Below are 18,737 nucleotides of genomic sequence, written 5' to 3'. Positions count from 1 at the left end.
CCCGCTCATCCGCAAAGCCCTCTCATTTGGCGCATTTACCGCTGCTGTCGGAACAACCTGTGTATCTTCCGGTCGAAGGGCCGATACCCTGGAGGAAAGGTCGGAATGAAGATATCCGATGGTTTTGACGCTCGTCGCTTGCGCCCCAAAGGCCCGAGCAATTGGCGTCTGCGCCTGGTAGCCGGCTTTGCCGCGTTGCTGGCCATTGTAGGTTTGCTGTTGGCCGGCGCTGGTGGCGCCGGCCTGTTTGGTCATTCGCCGGCCCTTGGCGAGTTGAATGCCAGCCCCGGCGGTTCGGCTATCCTGTTGGTAATCGGACTGCTGGTGCTGTGGTTGGGTGTGTGGTTATGGCGTCGTAGCCGTCGGAAAATGCGTCAGCCGCTGTCACTGAACATCGCTTCGCACTTGATGAAAAAGCACGACTGATGGCGCTTGGATAGCGTTTCCTGCGCCCTGGCCGCCGCGATTTAGGTAAACTGCCCGCCCTTCGCGGAGGCTGACATGCAAGACGACGATTTTTCCCTGTTCAAAAACGAGCTGCGCGGCGTCAAGCCGATCAAGCATGATCGTGCCGACACCGGTAAACCCAAGGCCGACCGGGCACAGATCGCCAAGTTGCGCCAGGCCGCGACCGTGCGCACCGACGCCACCACGGTGGATGGCCTGTCGGACCAGTTCGTGATCGATGTAGGCCCCGAAGACGAGCTGATGTGGGCTCGCGACGGCGTGCAGGAAAGCCAGATGCGCAAGCTCAAGATCGGCCAGATCCCGTTCGAAGGCAGCCTCGACCTGCACGGCATGAACGTGGAAAAAGCCCGCGAAACCCTTTGGGCCTTCCTGGCCGAAGCGACCAAATTCGAAATCCGCTGCGTGCGCGTCACCCACGGCAAGGCCGTGCGCCTGGACGGCAAGCGTCCCATGATCAAGAGCCACGTCAATACCTGGCTGCGCCAGCATGCCCAGGTACTCGGTTTTACCTCCTGCCAGGCCCGCCACGGCGGCGCCGGTGCGGTGTATGTGATGCTCAAGCGCACCATGATGGAAGGGCGCGACGAGTAACAAGTGCCATCGTCAGGCTTGCAGCGATGTGCCCGCCACCGTAACCTTGCGCTTTGCGAAAATCCCACAGGTAGTTTCATGTCCCTGGAACAGAATTACACCGCGATCCTCGGCCAGCTCGGCGAGGACGTTTCCCGCGAGGGCCTGCTCGACACGCCAAAGCGTGCCGCCAAGGCGATGCAGTACCTTTGCCGCGGCTATGAACAGACGCTGGAAGAAGTCACCAACGGTGCCTTGTTCAGCTCCGACAACAGCGAAATGGTGCTGGTCAAGGACATCGAGTTGTACTCGCTGTGCGAACACCACCTGCTGCCGTTTATCGGCAAGGCGCATGTGGCGTATATCCCAAGCGGCAAAGTGCTGGGCCTGTCGAAGGTTGCGCGGATTGTCGACATGTATGCGCGCCGCCTGCAGATCCAGGAAAACCTCAGCCGCCAGATCGCCGATGCCGTGATGCAAGTGACTGGCGCCCTGGGCGTGGCGGTGGTGATCGAAGCCAAGCACATGTGCATGATGATGCGCGGTGTGGAGAAACAGAATTCGTCGATGATCACTTCGGTGATGCTGGGTGAGTTCCGCGAAAACGCGGCCACCCGCAGCGAATTCCTCAGCCTGATCAAGTAACAGGCTGCGTAAGGAAAAGCCGGCGTTCATCGCCGGTTTTTTTTCGCCCGCGAAATTCAGGTAAGCTGCGGCCCCTTCTTCATGGGCAAGAGGTTTTCAGCCATGTTCGTCAAAGCACTTCGAGTGGGTCTCGGCCAAATCATCATCGCGGGCGACTTCCTGACCCGCCCGCGCAAAAAGCAGCGTTCTGCCGAGCAGCAGGCACAGGTCAACGCGGCGGCCAAGGAACTGACGCTGTATCAGTTTCACGCCTGCCCGTTTTGCGTGAAGACTCGCCGCACCCTGCACCGCCTGAATGTGCCGGTGGCGCTCAAGGACGCGAAAAACAACGAACAGGACCGCCAGACCCTGCTGGAGCAAGGCGGCAAGATCAAAGTGCCGTGCCTGCGTATCGAAGAGAATGGCCAGACCACCTGGATGTATGACTCCAAGGTGATCATTGATTACCTCGACAAGCGGTTTGCCGCCGTCTGACAGCCGCTGAAGAACCCAAGTGGGAGCTGGCTTGTGTGGGAGCTGGCTTGTGTGGGAGCTGGCTTGTGTGGGAGCTGGCTTGCCTGCGATGCAGGCACCTCGGTGATTCAGGTAGACTGAGTTGATGCTATCGCAGGCAAGCCAGCTCCCACATTTGTTTGGCTGTGTAATTAAGTCAGTATTACCAGATCCAATAAGGCCGAGCCCAGGCACTTGCCATGGGCGTCCAGCGCCAGCGAGCGGGTCACGCCGCCGCGCAGGATCCCCGGCAGCACGAAGTTCAGCGCCTGCACGTTGGGCAATTCATAACGCCGCACCGGCGCTGCGCCCGGCTCACGCAAGCCGGCAAAAAACGTGGCGACGCGCTCGGGCGTGAGCTGTTCGCACAGCAACGGATAATCCTCGGCGCGGTAGGCGATGATCGATATGTTCGAAGTGTCGCCCTTATCGCCGGTACGGGAATGGGCCAGTGTGTGCAGTTTCATGCTTCGATCCTCGGGTTGACCGCGCTGCGGGGCAGCAATAACGACGCTACTGCCACCACCTGGCGCACACTTTTACTCGCGCCGCCGCCGCCCGACGGACCATTGGTGTAGAGGGTCTCCACTTCATTGCCAACCCGCACCGCTTCGCTGCGATCTTCACAACGGGCGGCCACGCGCAGACGCACTTCCCAGGGCTCGACGCTGCTGCGTGGGCCGTGCAATGAATCCATGCCAATCAGCTCGGCGCGTAGCTCTTGCATCTTTACGCCCATCAGTTCCAGGCGCTTGAGTACGATATCCCGCGCCAACTCAGCCCGTGCGACCGCGCCTGGGCCGCCGTAGGACATCTGCCCTTCACCGATCCATCCGTCCAGGTAACCCACGCTGACCTTTAACTGTTCAGGCCGAGCGCGACCACTGGCGTTTTGGACACGGACGCGATCCACGCCCTCCTCCACAAAGCTCACTTGAGAAAAGTCTGCCGTCACGTCCGGCGTGAGATAAGCCGCCGGGTCGTGTACTTCGTAGATCATCTGCTCGGTGCACGTCGCACGGCTGACCTGCCCGCCTGAGCCCGCCACCTTGGTGATCACAGCTTCGCCATCGGCATCGATTTCAGCCAACGGGAAACCCAGGCGTGCCAGCTCATCCACATCCTTGAAACCGGGATCGGCAAAATAACCGCCGCTGACCTGGCCCGCGCATTCCAGCAAATGCCCGACCAACGTGCCGCGCCCCAGCCGCTGCCAGTCGTCCGCAGCCCAGCCGAACTCAAACATCTGCGGTGCCAAAAACAGCGACGGGTCGGCCACGCGCCCGGTGATCACCACATCGGCATCGGCGCGCAAGGCTTCGAGGATGCCGTCGACGCCCAGGTAGGCGTTAGCGGATATCAGCCGCTCGCCCAAAGAGCCAACGGTCTGGCCGTTATCCAGCCAAAAACCGGGCTGTAAAACCTCCAACACGTCATCGCCCACCACCGCCACGACCTTGAGGTTCAGGCGCAGTTCGTTGGCAACCCGCCGCACTTCAACGGCCGCCGCCACGGGGTTGGCCGCGCCCATATTGGTAATTACCCGCAGGCGACGGTGGCCCTTCAAGCCAACAAATGGCAACACCCGGCGCATACGCTCGCTCAGCAGTGGGTCGTAACCGCCCTGCGGGTCGCTGATACGCGCCTGTTGCGCCAGGGCAATGGTGCGTTCGGCCAGGCATTCGAACACCAGGTAATCCAGGTCGCCCTGTTCGGCCAGTTCCACGGCAGGCTCGATACGGTCGCCGGAGTAGCCGGCGCCGGAACCGATGCGCAAGGTTTTCATCTCAAATCACTCCCAGGAGCAATGCGGTCAGGGTCATCAACACCGACGCAGCAAACAGAAACGGAATAGTGAAGCGCTGGTGATCGGCCAGTTCGATCTTGCACAGGCCCACCAGCAGGAAGGTCGCAGGCGTCAGCGGGCTGACCGGGAAACCGGTGGTGTGTACGCCCAGCAACGAGGCCTGGGCCACTTGCAGCGGGTCGACGCCCAGGGCTTTGCCGACCTCGGCGATCACCGGCATCACGCCGAAATAGTAGGAATCGGGGTCAAACAACATGCTCAACGGCATGGAAATAAAGCCCACCACCGCCGGGATCAACTTGCCGTGGCCGGCGGGAATCTGTGCGACCGCCACCTCGGCAATCGCCTTGAGCATGCCAGTGCCTTGCATGATGCCGGTGAACACGCCAGCGGCGAGCAGGATACTGGCCATGGTCAGGGCGGTTTTCGCATGGGCATCAATGCGCGCCCGTTGGGCATCCACATTCGGGTAGTTGATGCACAGCGCCACCACGGTGCCGAGCATAAACATCACCACCGGGTCGACCCAGCCGGCAATCATCACCACCATTACCAGCACGGTCAGCAACAGGTTGACCCAGAACAGCCGTGGGCGCCGTAGCTTGATGTCCTCGTCGCTGAGCACCCGTTGCGGTACCGCCTCCACCGAGGAACCGGCGCCCAGGCCCAGACGTTTTTCTTCACGACGGCCCAGCCACCAGGCGCAGGCAAACACGAAGACCAGGCCGACGATCTGCACCGGGATCAGCGGCTGGAACAGGTCGGCCACCGGCACATGCAAGGCCGCCGACGAGCGCAGCACCGGGCCGGTCCACGGCAGGAAATTGACCCCGGCGGCCATGGCACAGACACACGCAAGGATGCGCTTGTCGATGCCCAACCGCGTATACAGCGGCAGCATCGCCGGCACCGTCACCAGAAACGTCACCGCCCCGGAGCCGTCCAGGTGCACCAGCAGCGCGAGGGTCGCGGTGCCGACCACAATCCGTGTAGGACGCGTGCCGACCGTGCGCAGGATGCGATCAATGATCGGGTCGAGCATACCGGCGTCGGTCATGATCCCGAAAAACAGAATCGCGAACACAAACATGCCCACCACTGGGGCGACGTTCTTGATTCCGGTAATGATAAAGGCGCTGGTTTGCAGGCCGAAACCGCCGAGCAGTGCGGCGATGATCGGCAAGGCGATCAGCGCCACCAGTGGCGACAGGCGTTTGCTCATGACGGCAGCGAGCAGGCACAGGATGGTGATGACACCCAGGGTTGCGAGCATGGGTTACTCCAGAGCGGCCTTGGTGGCCGGTTATTGTTTTCCCTGGAGTATTGGAAGCGGGTTAGTCTTTGTAAATTGGAATATTCGGCCTGGCACGTTCGGAAAAACAAAATGAAGAACAGCATCCAACATATACAAGCCTTTCTCGCCGTAGCCCGCACCGGCAGTTTCACCAAGGCCGCCAATGAGTTGCACTTGTCGCCCTCAGCCCTGACGGTACAGGTGCAACAACTCGAAGACTGGCTCGGCGTCGCGCTGCTCGATCGCAGCCCGCGCCACGTAAGCATCACCGCCGCAGGCGAAGACGCGCGCGGCCCCATGGAAAAACTGTTGCTGGACCTGGACAACATCGTCACTGGCTCGCGCGACCTCGCCGCCCTGCGCCGCGGCGTGGTCACCATCGCCGCACTGCCCTCGGTGTGCGCCGGCGCCCTGCCGCCGGCCTTGCGCCTGTTTCGCGAACGCTTTGCCGGCATCGAAGTACGTTTGCATGACCTGGTAGCTCATCGCATTCATGCACAGGTGCGCGAAGGCGTGGTGGACTTTGGCATCGGCGTGCGTGCCCGGCTGAGCCACGGCCTGGAATTTTTGCCGGTGCTCAATGATCGGTTGTGTGCGTTTGTGCCACTGGGCCATCCCCTCGCCCACCATCGCCAACTGACCTTGGAGCAATTGGCGGACCAGCCGATCATCCTCACCGGGCGCGACAGCAGTGTGCGTGAGCAGGTGGACGCGTTGTTTGATCAGACACGGCTGACAATGAATGCCGGCATGGAAGCCAACTACATGTCGACGGTACTGGCGTTGGTGCGCCAGGGGCTGGGCATCAGCGTGTTGCCGGAGTCGGCGGCGGACAGCCTGGAGGGGTTGAAGCGCATCAATATTGACCATCCCGGCGTGAACCGCGAGATCGGGTTGATCAGTCGCAGCGGGATGGGCCTCAGCCCGGCGGCGCAGCGTTGCTTTGAGCTGCTGAGTGATGAGCTGTCTGGCACAACATCGAACTGAAACTGGACACTATCAATGTGGGATATGGCTTGTGTGGGAGCTGGCTTGCCTGCGATGCAGACACCTGGGTTTATCTATTACCCCGAGTTGATGCTATCGCAGGCAAGCCAGCTCCCACACAAGCCAGCTCCCACATTTTTGACCGCGTGAACTCAATCAAGCATCGCTACATGTTTTGGATGGCTCGCCACCCGCGCCAGCCACGCCTGCACACCCGGATAAGCGTCCAGCTCAAACCCACCCTCCTCGGCCACATGGGTATAGGCATACAACGCCACATCGGCGATGGAGAATTGATCGCCCACCAGATACGGGGTCAGTTGCAGTTGGCGCTCCATGACCTTGAGGGCCTTGTAGCCACCTTTGTGCAGCTTCTTGTATTCCTCAAGACGGTCTGCGGGCAAGCCCAGGTAAAACTGGATAAACCGCGCCACCGCAATATACGGTTCGTGGCTGTACTGCTCGAAAAACTGCCACTGCAACACTTGCGTGCGCAGGCGTGGCTCGGACGGCAAAAATTCGCTGCCATCGGCCAGGAAGTTGAGAATCGCGTTGGACTCCCACAGGCAAGTGCCGTCTTCAAGTTCCAGCACCGGGATCTTGCCATTGGGGTTCTTGGCCAGGAACTCGGCAGTCTGGGTGTCGCCCTTGAGGATGTCGATATCGATCCATTGGTACGGGATGCCCAGCAGGTTGAGCATCAATTTGACCTTGTAGCAGTTGCCCGACTTGTAATCGCCATAAACCTTGTACATGGGGCTCCCCTTATGCCGCTTGCGCGTGCTGTGCTTGACGGACCACCGCGGCCAGGCGCTTGAGACCTTCGTCCAGACGGGCCGGGTCGATATGGCTGAAATTGAGGCGCAACGAGCCCAAGTGTTGATCGGGCTCGGAAAAGAACGGTTCACCGGGCATGAACGCCACGTCCTGATCCAATGCTTGCGCCAACAAGGTGCGGGTGTCGAGGGGTTGTTTCAAGGTCAGCCAGAAGAATAATCCACCTTGAGGCACTTGCCAGTCGGCCAGGTCGCCAAAGTGGCGCTCCAGAGCCGACTGAAAGGCATCGCGACGCTCGCGGTAAAAGTCGCGTAACTGCGCCAGGTGTTGCTGGTATTTTTGCGTGCCGATCCACTGCATCGCTTGCCACTGGCCGATGCGGTTGGTGTGCAGGTCGGCCGATTGCTTGAGCTTGAGCAGGTGCGGGAACAAATCCTCGCTGGCGATCAGGTAACCGACGCGCAACCCCGGCAACAGGGTCTTGGATACAGTGCCGGTGTAGATCCAGCTGGCTTTTTTCAACCGCCCGGCGATGGGCTGCGCACTGGCGCCGTCGAATGTCAGCTCGCGGTAGGGCTCGTCTTCGATCAGGGTTACGCCGAATTCATCGAGCAAGGCGGCCACGGCTGCGCGCTTGGCCTCGCTGTAGCGCACGGCCGAGGGGTTCTGGAAGGTCGGGATGAGGTAGATGAACGCCGGGTGATGGCGTTCGAGGCTGGCGCGCAGGGCAGCCAGGTTCGGGCCGTCGGCCTCCAGTTGCACGGTGAGGCAATCGGCGCCGAACAGTTGGAAAATCTGCAAGGCGGCCAGGTAGGTCGGGCCTTCCAGCAAGACTTCAGTGCCCTTGTCGATGTACAGCTTGGCCGCCAGGTCGAGGGTTTGCTGGGAGCCGCTGACCACCAGCACCTGACTGGCCTGGCACGGTAAGCCCAAGGCGCGGGCCTCGGCGGCGAGCAGTTCACGCAATTGCGGCTCGCCTTCGCTCATACCGTATTGGCCGATGTTCAGTGGCAGTTCATCCCAATTCAGTACCGGCAACATGGCTTCGGCGGGCAGGCCACCGGCGAACGACATCACTTGCGGGCGCTGGGCCGCCGCAAGAATTTCACGGATCAAGGAGCTTTTGAGGCGCGTAACACGTTCAGAGAAGGCCATAGGGTCACCGGTAGCGAAGTCGGGGGCAAATACGTCAAACTGGTTGACCGAAATTACGACGACTCGCGTGGATACGTCAATATGCTTGACCTTAAAAACCAGGGCAGCCAACAACAAGCCATGGAAGCCTTTTTCTTCGGCTACCAGGCTTTTACCGCCAAGGCCGACGAAATGCTCGAGCGCCGCGGCCTGAGCCGCGTGCATCAGCGCATCGTATTTTTTATCGCGCGTTACCCCGCCTTGAGCGTGAAGCAGCTGCTGGAGTTGCTTGGGGTGAGCAAGCAGGCGCTGAACATGCCATTGCGCCAATTGCAGGAAATGCACTTGGTCGACAGCGTTGCCTCCGAGGCCGACAAGCGCAAACGCCTGTTGGAACTGACTGAAGAAGGCCAACGTTTTGAGCAGTCACTACGCCGCGAGCAGGTGAAGCTGTTGCAGCGTGCGTTCAGTGAAGCCGGTGAAGACGCCGTGGCAGGCTGGCTAGCCGTGAACCAGGCCCTCGCCGGCCAACTTTAACCCTATGCCGAGCGAGCTTGTTGTGGCGAGCAGGCTTGCCCTGCGTTGGGACGCGAAGCGGCCCTGAGACAGTCATCGCGGGGCTTCAGCGAGAATCCATTGGCAGGTTTGGGGGCCGCTACGCAGCCCAACGCAGGGCAAGCCTGCTCGCCACAACAACTTTGCCCTGCGCAACCCGATAAATCGCGCCGGCATCAGCCTTTCATCCCCTTTCGCAAACAAAATAGAAAACATTATTTGCTTTATTTGTATACAAAAGCATAATTCGCTTCGTGCGAGTTCCTGACCTATTGGTCAACAAAACCCGCCAGTACCTCAAAGCGCTGCTGCCCACCTCTGTGACCGGCGCTGGAAATAACAATAAAACTCTTGAGGAGTACTTGCTGTGGATAGCCAAAAAACCGAAGCCCCTACGCTGGACCTCGCCCCACCGCAAGGCGGCTGGCTGGAACGCCTGTTCAAACTGCGCTTGCATGGCACCACAGTGAGAACCGAACTGATTGCCGGCCTCACCACCTTTATCACCATGGCCTATATCATCTTCGTCAACCCCAACATCATGGCCGACGCCGGTATCGATCACGGTGCGGCGTTCGTCGCCACCTGCATCGCCGCCGCGCTGGGCTGCCTGCTGATGGGGCTGTACGCCAACTGGCCGGTAGGTTTGGCACCGGGTATGGGCCTGAATGCGTTTTTCACCTACACCGTGGTCGGCACCATGGGCTACCACTGGGAAACCGCGCTGGGCGCAGTGTTTATTTCCGGCGTGCTGTTCATGGGCCTGACACTGTCGCGCGTGCGTGAATGGCTGCTCAACAGCATCCCTGTGAGCTTGCGTCATGCCATGGGCGCAGGCGTCGGTTTGTTCCTTGGGGTGATCGGCCTGAAGACCGCCGGCATTATCGTCGACAGCCCGGCCACCTTGATCAAGCTCGGTTCGCTGCACGAGCCTGCGCCATTGCTGGCGGCCGTGTGCTTCCTGTTGATTGCGATCCTCAGCTATCACCGGGTATTCGGCGCGATCCTGATCAGCATCATCGCCGTGACCCTCGCCGGTTGGGGCCTGGGCCTGGTGCACTACAACGGCATTCTCTCAACCCCACCGAGCCTGGCGCCGACATGGATGGCCATGGACATAAAAGGTGTATTCAATGTAAGCATGATAAGTGTGGTATTTGCTTTTCTTTTTGTACACATGTTCGACACCGCAGGTACACTGATGGGCGTCGCGCAACGGGCCGGACTGGTCAACGCCGACGGCAAGATCGATAACCTGTCCCGCGCGCTTAAAGCCGACAGTGCCTCCAGCGTGTTTGGCGCCATGGTCGGTGTGCCGCCGGTGACCAGCTATGTGGAAAGCGCTGCCGGTGTGGCCGCAGGTGGTCGCACCGGGCTGACCGCCGTGACCGTGGGCATCCTGTTTGTGGCCGCGATGTTTTTTGCGCCACTGGCGGGAATGATTCCGGCGTATGCCACCGCCGGCGCGCTGATTTACGTGGCGATGCTGATGATGGCGAGCATGGCCCATATCAACTGGGATGAGGCCACCGACAGCATTCCGGCGATTGTCACCGCGATCATGATGCCGTTGACCTTCTCGGTCGCCGACGGGATTGCCTTGGGCTTTATCACTTACGTGGCGCTCAAGGCAGGCACCGGCAAGTACCGTGAGATTTCTGTCAGCCTGTGGGTGCTGTGCGCGATCTTTATCGCCAAGTTCATCTTCCTGTAGTTCGGGGACGGCTGAAAAACCGCCTCACCTTCGGGTGGGGCTTTTGCATAGAGGGAGAAATGTAGATGAACCTGGATACCTGGCTGTTGTTCAGTGGTGCGGCACTGGTGGTGATCCTGATCCCCGGGCCGTTGTCGCTGTTGATGATCAGCAACAGCCTCAACTACGGCCTGCGCCGTTCGTACCCGGCGTTCCTGGGCGGGGTGTTTGCCTCGATCTGTCTGTTGAGCGCCTCGGCCCTCGGCCTGGGTGCGTTGTTGCTGGCGTCCGAGCAGTTGTTCAGCGCCTTGAAAATCATCGGCGCGCTGTACCTGTTCTATCTGGCCTGGCAGAGCTGGCAGCAATCTCGCCTGCCAACCCATGGCGCCGAGGTACCGCAGGCGCCGGCGGTGCCGCGTTTTCGCGCACTGTTCGGCCGGGCCTTTGTGCTCGGCGCCAGCAACCCCAAGGACATCCTGTTCTTCGCCGCCTTCCTGCCGCAGTTCCTCAGTAGCGAGCAGCCGTTTCTGCCGCAACTGCTGATCATGATCGCGACCTGGACCGTACTCGACTTGCTCTGCAAGCTGGCTTACGGCCTCGGCGCCCACGGTGCCGCGCGTTACCTGCGCAGCGGCGCGGGCCAGAGCTGGTTCAATCGCGTCAGTGCCACGCTATTTGGCGGGGCGGCAACCGCAGCGCTGCTCAAGGGTTAAACGGCGCGACTTTGGCAAAATACACACTGGCGGGCTCTCCATAACGAACTTGCCACTGAATGCCTGCAACGATCCGAACCAGACGGTTTTGTGTCATGGCTTGATCAATGGCGGCAAACTCCGCCGAGAATGGCGACTGCGAACCGATACGCTCGCGAAACCAAGCCTCGGAGAGCTGCGGGGCCACCCTGGAACGCAGGCTGACGTTGCGATTATCGACCCAATTATTCAGCACAAAGTAAACCGAACTCGAATGCGGATGGGTGCAGTAAAAGTCCCTCGTACTGGCCCCGCCATGCCGCCTTGGAATGCTCCTGACGGTGAATCCATATCTTTCGAGTATCTGCCTGACGGCTGTGTGAACAGCTCGCGAACGAAGTACGCCGTTGCCGCGGCTGCGCCTGAGCAACGAGGGATCAAGGTGTAAGGGCGGCGTGAAATCCAGCCGCGTGCCTCCCGGCGCTACCCCATCGATCCCTATGTTAATGGTGAGGGCACCCGGCTCGCCCGCAGGCCGTAGCATTCTCAGCAGATCGGGCAGGCGGTCCGGGTTTCCCGGGGCCGTCCAACGGTCGAGTGTCGCCCTGATATTGAGTAAGTGCGTGGCCGTCACCCTGGGGCCGGTGTCCGCCAACTCAGTGAGCCGGTCGGCGACAAACCGCCTGCTGCCCGGGGTCATAGCAGGAAACGCCCGCCCCACCGTGACGTCCAGACGTTCATTAAACAGCACTTGATGGGGCGTCCACAGCCCATTGGCACCCAGGCTCGCCGGTATCGGCTGCTCAGCAGCAGCCACGCCCAGCCAGCGCTCTATATCCACGGATGCCCTGAACGAAACATCCTGGTTTCTCATTATAAAGACGATGCTCGAAGACGACGCGCTTGTACCCTGGGGCAACAACCGATAGTAATCAGGCCCTAGTCGCAAGAGATCAAAGGCCGCCGCACCCGGCGTTGCAGCCACCCGGTATATATTGCGGCCCAGGGGCGGTACTTCGATCAGTGCGTCACTGCGCCGAAAACCCCACGCCTGCCAGGAACTGGTGGGCACAGGCAACGCGCGCAAGTTCGCTTCCAGGCCCGTACGCGAAGGCGGTGACCAATCCGCTGCGCTTCTGGTGGGTGCCCAAGGTTGCCATACGCCTGAACTCGGCCCGGGCACCGGTGCATCGGCCCCTAACTGCCATTCGTGGGGCTGCTCGATGTGTAAAATCAGTTCATCTTGCCCTTCTCCCTGGCTCTTTTTCAGTCGCAGTCCCCATTCGTTCTCACGCTGATATACCGGGTAAATATCTTTACCCTCACGAATAAACTGCCGGCCATCTTTCGCGTACCGCCCTTTAGCGCCCGGCCCCGCCAACTCAATGGCCCCATCCAGTCCATCAGGGGACTGGAAGTGTTCCAGCAGGTGACGTGGCTTGATCGGTGACGGTTTCAGGCCTGCGCGGGTACCGAGCGTGACCCCTTGATGGCGATGCAAGCGGCCTAAAGCGACACGCGACACGCGCGCGCCTTTCGCGGAAGGGCCAAAGGATGTCAGCACGTCGAAGAACGCAAGCATCGTCAAGAACGCCACATCCACAGCATCATGGGCAGACCCGCTGTAATGATAGCGCCGCGCTGCAAGCAGCATTTCATACAGGCTGATGCCAACACCCAGTACCGGGACAAAGCCCAGCAGCCCGCGAATCGTCGCGTCGTGCTGCTCCCCCAAACGCTGCTCGCGGTATTGCTCCAGCGCCTGGGAAGACTGGGATTGGGCTTGGGTACGCCGTTGCAGATCGAACACCTTAGCGTGGGCCAACAACGCCATGGCATTGCCACAGGTGGTGGGCGCAGCCGCTAACCAATGTTCAGGCTGCGACTCGATTTGCTCCTTGATCAATGCCTCGATGCTTTCATTGTCCACCGCCGGTTTTTTGTGCGGGGCCAAAAAAAACTCCACAAGCATGGCAACAAAACGATATAGACCGGGTTGACCCGGCTCAAGCGAATGAGGCCTGCGGGGTTGCACCCCTGGGTCTTTATCGGGGTAGCCGGCCAGCGCCTGCGCCTCCCAGCCTGGCGCCACCTGGCGCGCCAACGCCTTCTGGTTTTCGGGGAGTGCGCCGATAAGATTCAACGCCTTTTCTGCTTCGTCCAGGCTGGCATACGCAACAATCACCCGGCTTGCCGCAGCCATGGGCCAATACACCACACAGAGCTTTGATAACCTGTCATGAATGAACAATAAGCCAGCAATGTGCCGATCATGTTCTGGGGTTGCGTCCATCAGGCGCAGAACCGCCAACTCTACGTCGAACCCATCTTTTTTCAGGTCACTTGCCGACCCAGCGGCCATCGCCAGGGTAAACAGACGCTGCGCTTTATCACTCAAACCTTGCTGGACCGCAGAATACAGCTGCATCTGAGCGCGTTGTCGCAAAGCCCTATAGACCAAAGCCTGTGAGAGCCCAGGAGACGTGGCCGGAGTAGACGTCGGCGGATAAAATGCCTTGAGGATCCGCTTGTCGTACTCGCCCCCAAGATCGAGCGATGACAGGGTGTTGATCAGGTAACGCACGCTCAAGCGCTCTTTCCAGGCGGGGTCCAGCCAGCGTGCGCGATTTAATCGCCAGCGGGTCCAGGGTGCCTTGGGGTCAAGGTTATGCAACGCTAATTGCAGCAGGCTGAAAGTGGTGCGCTGCGAGCTGACGACCTTTTTTGTATCGCGATCGCCCACTGCGCACTGACTCGACCAGCCACACAATTGGGAGCTGACATCATCGGGCAAATCTATCAGGGGTTTGTCGATATCCAGTCGCGGGTAAAACCCGTCCCGAGTCAATCGCGCAATCAAGCCATTACGGGCGAATGACTCCAAGTCCGGTAAATCCCGCCACAGTTTGTTCTCCACCGCAAAGGCATTCATCAGGTAACGGCGTAACAATCGTTTGTAGTGTCTTCGACTACCGGTTGAGGCAATGCCCAACCACGAGGGGAGTTTTTTCGCCTGAGTGGCTGCCATCTGCAACAGGTTGATATTGGCCAAGGCCAGTGTGCGAGCATCATTGGCGGGTACTTGCAGGCACTCGAACAACTCCTGGGCCAGTAACATTCGGCTCAACTGCGGATCGCTCACCTCACTGAACAACCGAACACCCCTGCCCACACGTTTGTTCAACGCCGCGTAACGTTGCATTAGCTTAATGAACAAGTCTTTGAGCATCGTGCGCTTGATGGCCTCATAACTCACTACCAATGGCGCATCCTTGGGCAACGCCTGGATCCAGCCCCGCGCAGCCACACGGTGATCACGCTCGATGCAGCGCCACAACACGGAGCCATCGCGGCTTTTCAGGCTGGCTTGAAGCCCCTTGGCGAACGCGTTCACGTTGTCAAAGGGCACAAGCCCGCCATACAGACCCGTCACGTATAACAATACTGAGTGTGGGCCACTCGGGTGAGCCAGGGCCTGGTGGGTGGTCACGAGCAGAGCCCCCAGCAGCGGGTACAACTGGCCGGACTCACTGCCGACCGTTACTTGCAATACACAGGTATCAGCAGCACTGTCGCCAGGCACCCAAGACTCACTCAATACCGTATTCAATCGCTCCAGATGCACGGAAGGCATCAGGTTCAACTGTTGCTGCATCTGGGCTTCCAGAAGCAAAGCCCGGCGCAGGGCAGTCCCCACCAATGAGCCGCGATTAGACGTGCCCAAAGGCTGTTCAAGCCAGAACGCCTTTTCAAACATGCGCTCGTGCGGGGCATGGGCCAATTGACTCACGGTGCTCACTTGTTCCTGCCATCGCTGATCGAGGTTCAAAAAGTCTTGATAGGGTGCTGTGCTTTTGCCCACATCCGTCGGATCCAGCAGGGCCATCAAGCCTTTTTCGTAACGTTTGAGTTGCGCTTCACGGGTCTTGAGGGCGAGGTCCGGCGTCAAACTTGCACACACAATCTCACCGCTGCGGCGCTGATGATCCCACTCCGGCAAGGCGTCCAGGCTGTTTCCCAGCAGGAGGCTGCATGCCAGCCGGCGACGGCCTTTTTCGATGAATTTGAGGAAGCGTTTCATCTCAGGAGCGTTGAATTGCCCCACACCTTGAACGCCCACAGCCGCAGGGTTGATTGACAATGCACAGGCCACCTCGTTATCCCACTGCGCCTCCAGCAGCTCGGTCGCACTGGCAAGCAACACGTCTTCCTGGTGTACACCAATAAGCTGAAGGGTAAACGCCTGAGGCGTAACACTGGGTGTGTTACACAGCTCATGCCAACGGCGCAGTGGCAAACACTGCCATAGCACCTGGCTCAAAGGGCCGTTGACCAGCGCAGGCAAATCACATTGCATTCGATACCAGGAACTGAACTCGTAAAACTCCCGAATCAGACCCGGCAGATAAATCACATGGGGCGTGTCCCCCGCGATGCCTTCACGATAAATATGCAAAGCGCCCGGCACAGGAACCAGTGCCCGATTTGTGCCAGGCCACGCCACCCTGCTCACTTGAATATTCGCCCACTCACCTGCGGCGCGACGGCGCGCATCGGCGCCGGGGATCTCCATGACTTTACGGACCATGGCATAGCCGCGGTCCGAGAGCTGGTAAACGCGATGGGCCAGCAGTGCATGCTCGGCGAACAAGGATTTTCGTAACTGGACCCAACGCTGCTTGCGCGTCAGCCAGGAGCCATAGGCCAGTTGCTGCCAATAGTCTCGTTCAGCCTTCTCAACCTGACCGAGCAGCGCCAACCCCTTCACACGTACCAACGCATCCCAAGCGGTAAACGGCAACGTCCGTGCCGGTTCGTCCTTGATACGCAATGTAGTGAACTGGTTAATGTCCAGCGGCACATCCGGATCAATGAGAAGTGCCAAGCCTTTTTCGGTCAGGCTGTAGACCTTCTGGGGCAAAGGCGGCGGCCGGAACTCGGTGAACAACAGCGTATCGGGGTCCAGCGCAAAGGCCTTGCGTAATGCGCCCCGGATAATGCCCAAGACTCTCGGCGCACGCCCAATCAAGTCTTTTAAGAGTTTTACCGCCTCTCTGGCCCTGGCTTGGGCTTCGTACAGGCGATTGATTTCAAGACTGGGCTGCGTGACCGCGTTTAGCCGTCGGGTCAGGAGTGTGCGAATCGCCGCATCACGCTGCGCGTCCGAGGTTTGCGGGTCATCAAAATTAAGCGTTTGCGCCGCAGCAGCCTCAGCGGCCAACCAGGCGGTGGTGTCGGTACTCATGGCGGACTGTTCCATACAGAAAAGCCGAGCCTAGGTACCTCGACCGCCCCAGGTGCGTTACATACTTGGGCGGCCCGTGAGCCATTCAGAATAAAAAAAGCCCGCAGTGTGGGCGGGCAAAAAACCAACGAAGAGCTTTGGGGGTGTGAAGCGAGGTGACGACTCAGCTACCGCGATAGGTGGAGTAGCTGTAAGGCGAAATCAGTAAAGGCACATGGTAGTGATCCTGTTCGGCGCTGATGCCAAAACGCAGCACGACGACGTCGAGAAACGCCGGTTCCGGCAATTGCACACCACGGGCGCGGTAGTAGTCGCCGGCGCTGAATTGCAGTTGGTAAACACCACTGCGGTAGTCGTCACCTTGCAGCAGCGGCGCATCGCAACGGCCGTCGCTGTTGGTGGTGGCAGTGGCAACCCGTTCCAGCTGCGCGCCGTCGACGCGGTACAGCTCGACCTTGATATTGCTGCCGGGGCAGCCGTGTGCGGCGTCCAAAACGTGTGTGGTCAAACGTCCCATGGCGTCTTCGCGCCTCCTGAAGTCAGTAAAAGAGAAACCTGCACTTTTTCAGGGCATCGAAAAAGCCGGCGATGGCTGATTAAGACACTTTTTAAAAAAATTGTACACAATAAAAATCACAAAGCTTTGGATCTTCCCGTCGGTGTTGCTCGATGAGTCAATTCGTAAGTAAACCTTGCTTTTAAACGACCTTTTGTCCATTAACTGACCAGTCAGGCAAGTTTCTTGCTACAGCATCTGAACCCGGCGATACAGAAAAAATGCAGAAATGTAGGCTTACAAAGTGACAGATAAGTTGTATACAATCACTCATCGCTGTGACGCCACCCAGTCTTTTCACTGCCCGGCCGCCACACACACTTGCTATCACGAACAAGAAGGAAGACTGCAGTGAGCGCTGACTACCCACGCGACCTGATCGGTTACGGCAGTAACCCTCCTCACCCCCACTGGCCGGGCAAGGCACGCATTGCGCTGTCGTTCGTACTCAACTACGAAGAAGGCGGTGAGCGCAACATTTTGCACGGTGATAAAGAGTCCGAAGCCTTCCTCTCGGAAATGGTCTCGGCCCAGCCGCTGCAAGGCGCCCGCAACATGAGCATGGAGTCGCTGTACGAGTACGGCAGCCGTGCGGGTGTGTGGCGCATCCTCAAGCTGTTTAAAGAATTCGATATCCCGCTGACCATCTTCGCCGTCGCCATGGCCGCCCAGCGCCACCCGGATGTGATCCGCGCAATGGTCGACGCCGGCCACGAGATCTGCAGCCACGGCTACCGCTGGATCGACTACCAGTACATGGACGAGGCCCAGGAGCGCGAGCACATGCTCGAAGCCATCCGCATCCTCACCGAACTCACCGGCGAGCGCCCACTGGGCTGGTACACCGGCCGCACTGGCCCCAATACGCGTCGGCTGGTGATGGAGGAAGGCGGTTTCCTGTACGACTGCGACACCTATGACGACGACCTGCCCTACTGGGAGCCGAACAACCCGACCGGCAAGCCGCATTTGGTGATCCCTTATACCCTGGACACCAACGACATGCGCTTCACCCAGGTGCAGGGTTTCAACAAGGGCGATGACTTTTTCGAGTACCTCAAGGACGCGTTCGACGTGTTGTATGCCGAAGGGGCCGAGGCGCCGAAGATGCTTTCCATCGGCCTGCACTGCCGCCTGATCGGCCGCCCTGCACGCCTGGCTTCGTTAAAACGGTTTATCGAATACGCCAAAGGCCATGAACAGGTGTGGTTCACCCGTCGCGTTGACATCGCCCGTCACTGGCACGAAACCCACCCGCACACGGGAGCGGCGAAATGACTGCGTTCCAGACCCTGAAGCCATCGACCCTGAGCCGCGATGAATTTGTCGCCGCTTTCGCCGATATCTACGAACACTCGCCATGGGTGGCCGAAAAGGCCTTCGACCTGGGCCAGGACAGCTCGGTCGACCAGATCGAAACCCTGCACCAGCGCATGAGCGATATCCTGTTAAGCGCCGATCATGCCAGCCAGCTGGCGCTGATCAACGCTCACCCGGACCTGGCCGGCAAAGCTGCCGTCCAGGGCCAACTGACCCAAGCCAGCACCGATGAGCAAGCTGGCGCGGGGATTCACCAATGCACGGCCGAAGAGTTCTCGCGCTTCACCGAGCTGAACGATGCCTACAAGGCCAAGTTCAAGTTTCCCTTCATCATGGCGGTAAAAGGCAGCAACCGGCATCAGATCCTCGCTGCGTTCGAAACGCGCATTCACAATTCGGCAGACGCCGAGTTCAAATGCGCGCTGGCCGAGATCAACAAGATCGCGTTGTTCCGTTTACTGACCCTCTAACAGACCATCCCCAGCCACTCTATCTAAGGCAG

The 18,737-nt window shown here is 59.6% G+C and carries 17 protein-coding genes; 10 read left to right on the top strand and 7 right to left on the bottom strand.

Features of this window, described 5'->3' with window-relative positions; translation table 11 throughout:
• Window positions 1-105 precede the first annotated feature (105 nt).
• From HBO23_RS08985 to HBO23_RS08970, 4 genes are all read left to right on the top strand, one after another.
• A complete protein-coding gene (locus tag HBO23_RS08985) occupies window positions 106-426 on the top strand; it encodes a hypothetical protein (protein WP_056861118.1) in 321 nt (106 codons plus the stop codon).
• A gap of 75 nt (window positions 427-501) precedes the next feature.
• Window positions 502-1,059 (top strand): Smr/MutS family protein, encoded by a 558-nt coding sequence (locus tag HBO23_RS08980; RefSeq protein WP_017137833.1) that lies wholly within the window; start codon window positions 502-504, stop codon window positions 1,057-1,059.
• Window positions 1,060-1,137: 78 nt separating this feature from the next.
• A complete protein-coding gene (folE, locus tag HBO23_RS08975; protein ID WP_003442011.1) occupies window positions 1,138-1,683 on the top strand; it encodes a GTP cyclohydrolase I FolE in 546 nt (181 codons plus the stop codon).
• 102 nt (window positions 1,684-1,785) lie between these two features.
• Entirely contained in the window at window positions 1,786-2,157 is a 372-nt protein-coding gene (locus HBO23_RS08970; protein WP_017137834.1) for a glutathione S-transferase N-terminal domain-containing protein, read from the top strand.
• Between the two features lie 170 nt (window positions 2,158-2,327).
• Here the strand turns inward: HBO23_RS08970 and HBO23_RS08965 are convergent, their stop codons facing one another.
• Genes HBO23_RS08965 through HBO23_RS08955 form a run of 3 tightly spaced genes read right to left on the bottom strand, consistent with a single transcriptional unit; the run spans window position 2,328 to window position 5,255 of the window.
• Complete coding sequence (locus HBO23_RS08965; protein ID WP_017137835.1) at window positions 2,328-2,642, bottom strand: hypothetical protein; 315 nt, start codon at window positions 2,640-2,642, stop codon at window positions 2,328-2,330.
• On the bottom strand, window positions 2,639-3,961 hold the full coding sequence (locus HBO23_RS08960; protein ID WP_170037788.1) for an acyclic terpene utilization AtuA family protein: 1,323 nt from the start codon (window positions 3,959-3,961) through the stop codon (window positions 2,639-2,641). The genes HBO23_RS08965 and HBO23_RS08960 overlap by 4 nt, the downstream gene beginning before the upstream one ends.
• Window position 3,962: 1 nt before the next feature.
• Window positions 3,963-5,255, bottom strand: coding sequence for a citrate:proton symporter (locus HBO23_RS08955; protein ID WP_099548917.1), 1,293 nt, complete (start codon window positions 5,253-5,255; stop codon window positions 3,963-3,965).
• A 111-nt stretch (window positions 5,256-5,366) separates the two neighbouring features.
• On the opposite strand from HBO23_RS08955, the gene HBO23_RS08950 reads away from it, so the two are divergent.
• Window positions 5,367-6,263 carry a LysR family transcriptional regulator gene (locus tag HBO23_RS08950; protein ID WP_099548916.1) on the top strand — a complete coding sequence of 299 codons (897 nt, stop codon included), beginning with the start codon at window positions 5,367-5,369 and terminating at the stop codon, window positions 6,261-6,263.
• 152 nt (window positions 6,264-6,415) lie between these two features.
• Here HBO23_RS08950 and HBO23_RS08945 read toward each other — a convergent pair whose 3' ends face one another.
• Complete coding sequence (locus HBO23_RS08945; RefSeq protein WP_170037786.1) at window positions 6,416-7,018, bottom strand: glutathione S-transferase family protein; 603 nt, start codon at window positions 7,016-7,018, stop codon at window positions 6,416-6,418.
• Between the two features lie 10 nt (window positions 7,019-7,028).
• Complete coding sequence (locus HBO23_RS08940) at window positions 7,029-8,195, bottom strand: PLP-dependent aminotransferase family protein (RefSeq protein ID WP_099548915.1); 1,167 nt, start codon at window positions 8,193-8,195, stop codon at window positions 7,029-7,031.
• Between the two features lie 81 nt (window positions 8,196-8,276).
• Between HBO23_RS08940 and HBO23_RS08935 the strand changes: the two genes are divergently transcribed.
• From HBO23_RS08935 to HBO23_RS08925, 3 genes are all read left to right on the top strand, one after another.
• Window positions 8,277-8,711, top strand: coding sequence for a MarR family transcriptional regulator (locus tag HBO23_RS08935; RefSeq protein ID WP_170037784.1), 435 nt, complete (start codon window positions 8,277-8,279; stop codon window positions 8,709-8,711).
• 385 nt (window positions 8,712-9,096) lie between these two features.
• Window positions 9,097-10,443 (top strand): NCS2 family permease, encoded by a 1,347-nt coding sequence (locus tag HBO23_RS08930; RefSeq protein WP_017137842.1) that lies wholly within the window; start codon window positions 9,097-9,099, stop codon window positions 10,441-10,443.
• 65 nt (window positions 10,444-10,508) lie between these two features.
• Entirely contained in the window at window positions 10,509-11,135 is a 627-nt protein-coding gene (locus HBO23_RS08925; protein WP_170037782.1) for a LysE family translocator, read from the top strand.
• Here the strand turns inward: HBO23_RS08925 and HBO23_RS08920 are convergent.
• Complete coding sequence (locus HBO23_RS08920) at window positions 11,125-16,359, bottom strand: DUF6543 domain-containing protein (protein WP_170037780.1); 5,235 nt, start codon at window positions 16,357-16,359, stop codon at window positions 11,125-11,127. The genes HBO23_RS08925 and HBO23_RS08920 overlap by 11 nt on opposite strands.
• 163 nt (window positions 16,360-16,522) lie before the next feature.
• The gene (gene uraH / locus HBO23_RS08915) at window positions 16,523-16,876 is read right to left on the bottom strand and encodes a hydroxyisourate hydrolase (RefSeq protein WP_017137845.1); all 354 of its coding nucleotides are present in this window, start codon (window positions 16,874-16,876) and stop codon (window positions 16,523-16,525) included.
• 390 nt (window positions 16,877-17,266) lie between these two features.
• Here uraH and puuE point away from each other — a divergent pair, with 390 nt between their 5' ends.
• Entirely contained in the window at window positions 17,267-18,193 is a 927-nt protein-coding gene (gene puuE, locus HBO23_RS08910; RefSeq protein WP_099548911.1) for an allantoinase PuuE, read from the top strand.
• The gene (gene uraD, locus HBO23_RS08905) at window positions 18,190-18,705 is read left to right on the top strand and encodes a 2-oxo-4-hydroxy-4-carboxy-5-ureidoimidazoline decarboxylase (RefSeq protein ID WP_017137847.1); all 516 of its coding nucleotides are present in this window, start codon (window positions 18,190-18,192) and stop codon (window positions 18,703-18,705) included. The genes puuE and uraD overlap by 4 nt, the downstream gene beginning before the upstream one ends.
• Window positions 18,706-18,737: the final 32 nt, after the last annotated feature.

Origin of the sequence: Pseudomonas sp. WS 5532, assembly GCF_012985445.1 — a bacterium.
In the GTDB taxonomy this organism is placed as follows: Bacteria; Pseudomonadota; Gammaproteobacteria; order Pseudomonadales; family Pseudomonadaceae; genus Aquipseudomonas; species Aquipseudomonas edaphica.
Note: the sequence above shows the minus strand (reverse complement) of the source record. Positions and strands in the feature narration are given on the sequence as shown.

Coding starts and splice junctions, on each gene's coding strand:
- HBO23_RS08985 (WP_056861118.1), top strand. CDS start 106: ATGAAGATATCCGATGGTTTTGACGCTCGTCGCTTGCGCCCCAAAGGC.
- HBO23_RS08980 (WP_017137833.1), top strand. CDS start 502: ATGCAAGACGACGATTTTTCCCTGTTCAAAAACGAGCTGCGCGGCGTC.
- folE (WP_003442011.1), top strand. CDS start 1,138: ATGTCCCTGGAACAGAATTACACCGCGATCCTCGGCCAGCTCGGCGAG.
- HBO23_RS08970 (WP_017137834.1), top strand. CDS start 1,786: ATGTTCGTCAAAGCACTTCGAGTGGGTCTCGGCCAAATCATCATCGCG.
- HBO23_RS08965 (WP_017137835.1), bottom strand. CDS start 2,642: ATGAAACTGCACACACTGGCCCATTCCCGTACCGGCGATAAGGGCGAC.
- HBO23_RS08960 (WP_170037788.1), bottom strand. CDS start 3,961: ATGAAAACCTTGCGCATCGGTTCCGGCGCCGGCTACTCCGGCGACCGT.
- HBO23_RS08955 (WP_099548917.1), bottom strand. CDS start 5,255: ATGCTCGCAACCCTGGGTGTCATCACCATCCTGTGCCTGCTCGCTGCC.
- HBO23_RS08950 (WP_099548916.1), top strand. CDS start 5,367: ATGAAGAACAGCATCCAACATATACAAGCCTTTCTCGCCGTAGCCCGC.
- HBO23_RS08945 (WP_170037786.1), bottom strand. CDS start 7,018: ATGTACAAGGTTTATGGCGATTACAAGTCGGGCAACTGCTACAAGGTC.
- HBO23_RS08940 (WP_099548915.1), bottom strand. CDS start 8,195: ATGGCCTTCTCTGAACGTGTTACGCGCCTCAAAAGCTCCTTGATCCGT.
- HBO23_RS08935 (WP_170037784.1), top strand. CDS start 8,277: ATGCTTGACCTTAAAAACCAGGGCAGCCAACAACAAGCCATGGAAGCC.
- HBO23_RS08925 (WP_170037782.1), top strand. CDS start 10,509: ATGAACCTGGATACCTGGCTGTTGTTCAGTGGTGCGGCACTGGTGGTG.
- HBO23_RS08920 (WP_170037780.1), bottom strand. CDS start 16,359: ATGAGTACCGACACCACCGCCTGGTTGGCCGCTGAGGCTGCTGCGGCG.
- uraH (WP_017137845.1), bottom strand. CDS start 16,876: ATGGGACGTTTGACCACACACGTTTTGGACGCCGCACACGGCTGCCCC.
- uraD (WP_017137847.1), top strand. CDS start 18,190: ATGACTGCGTTCCAGACCCTGAAGCCATCGACCCTGAGCCGCGATGAA.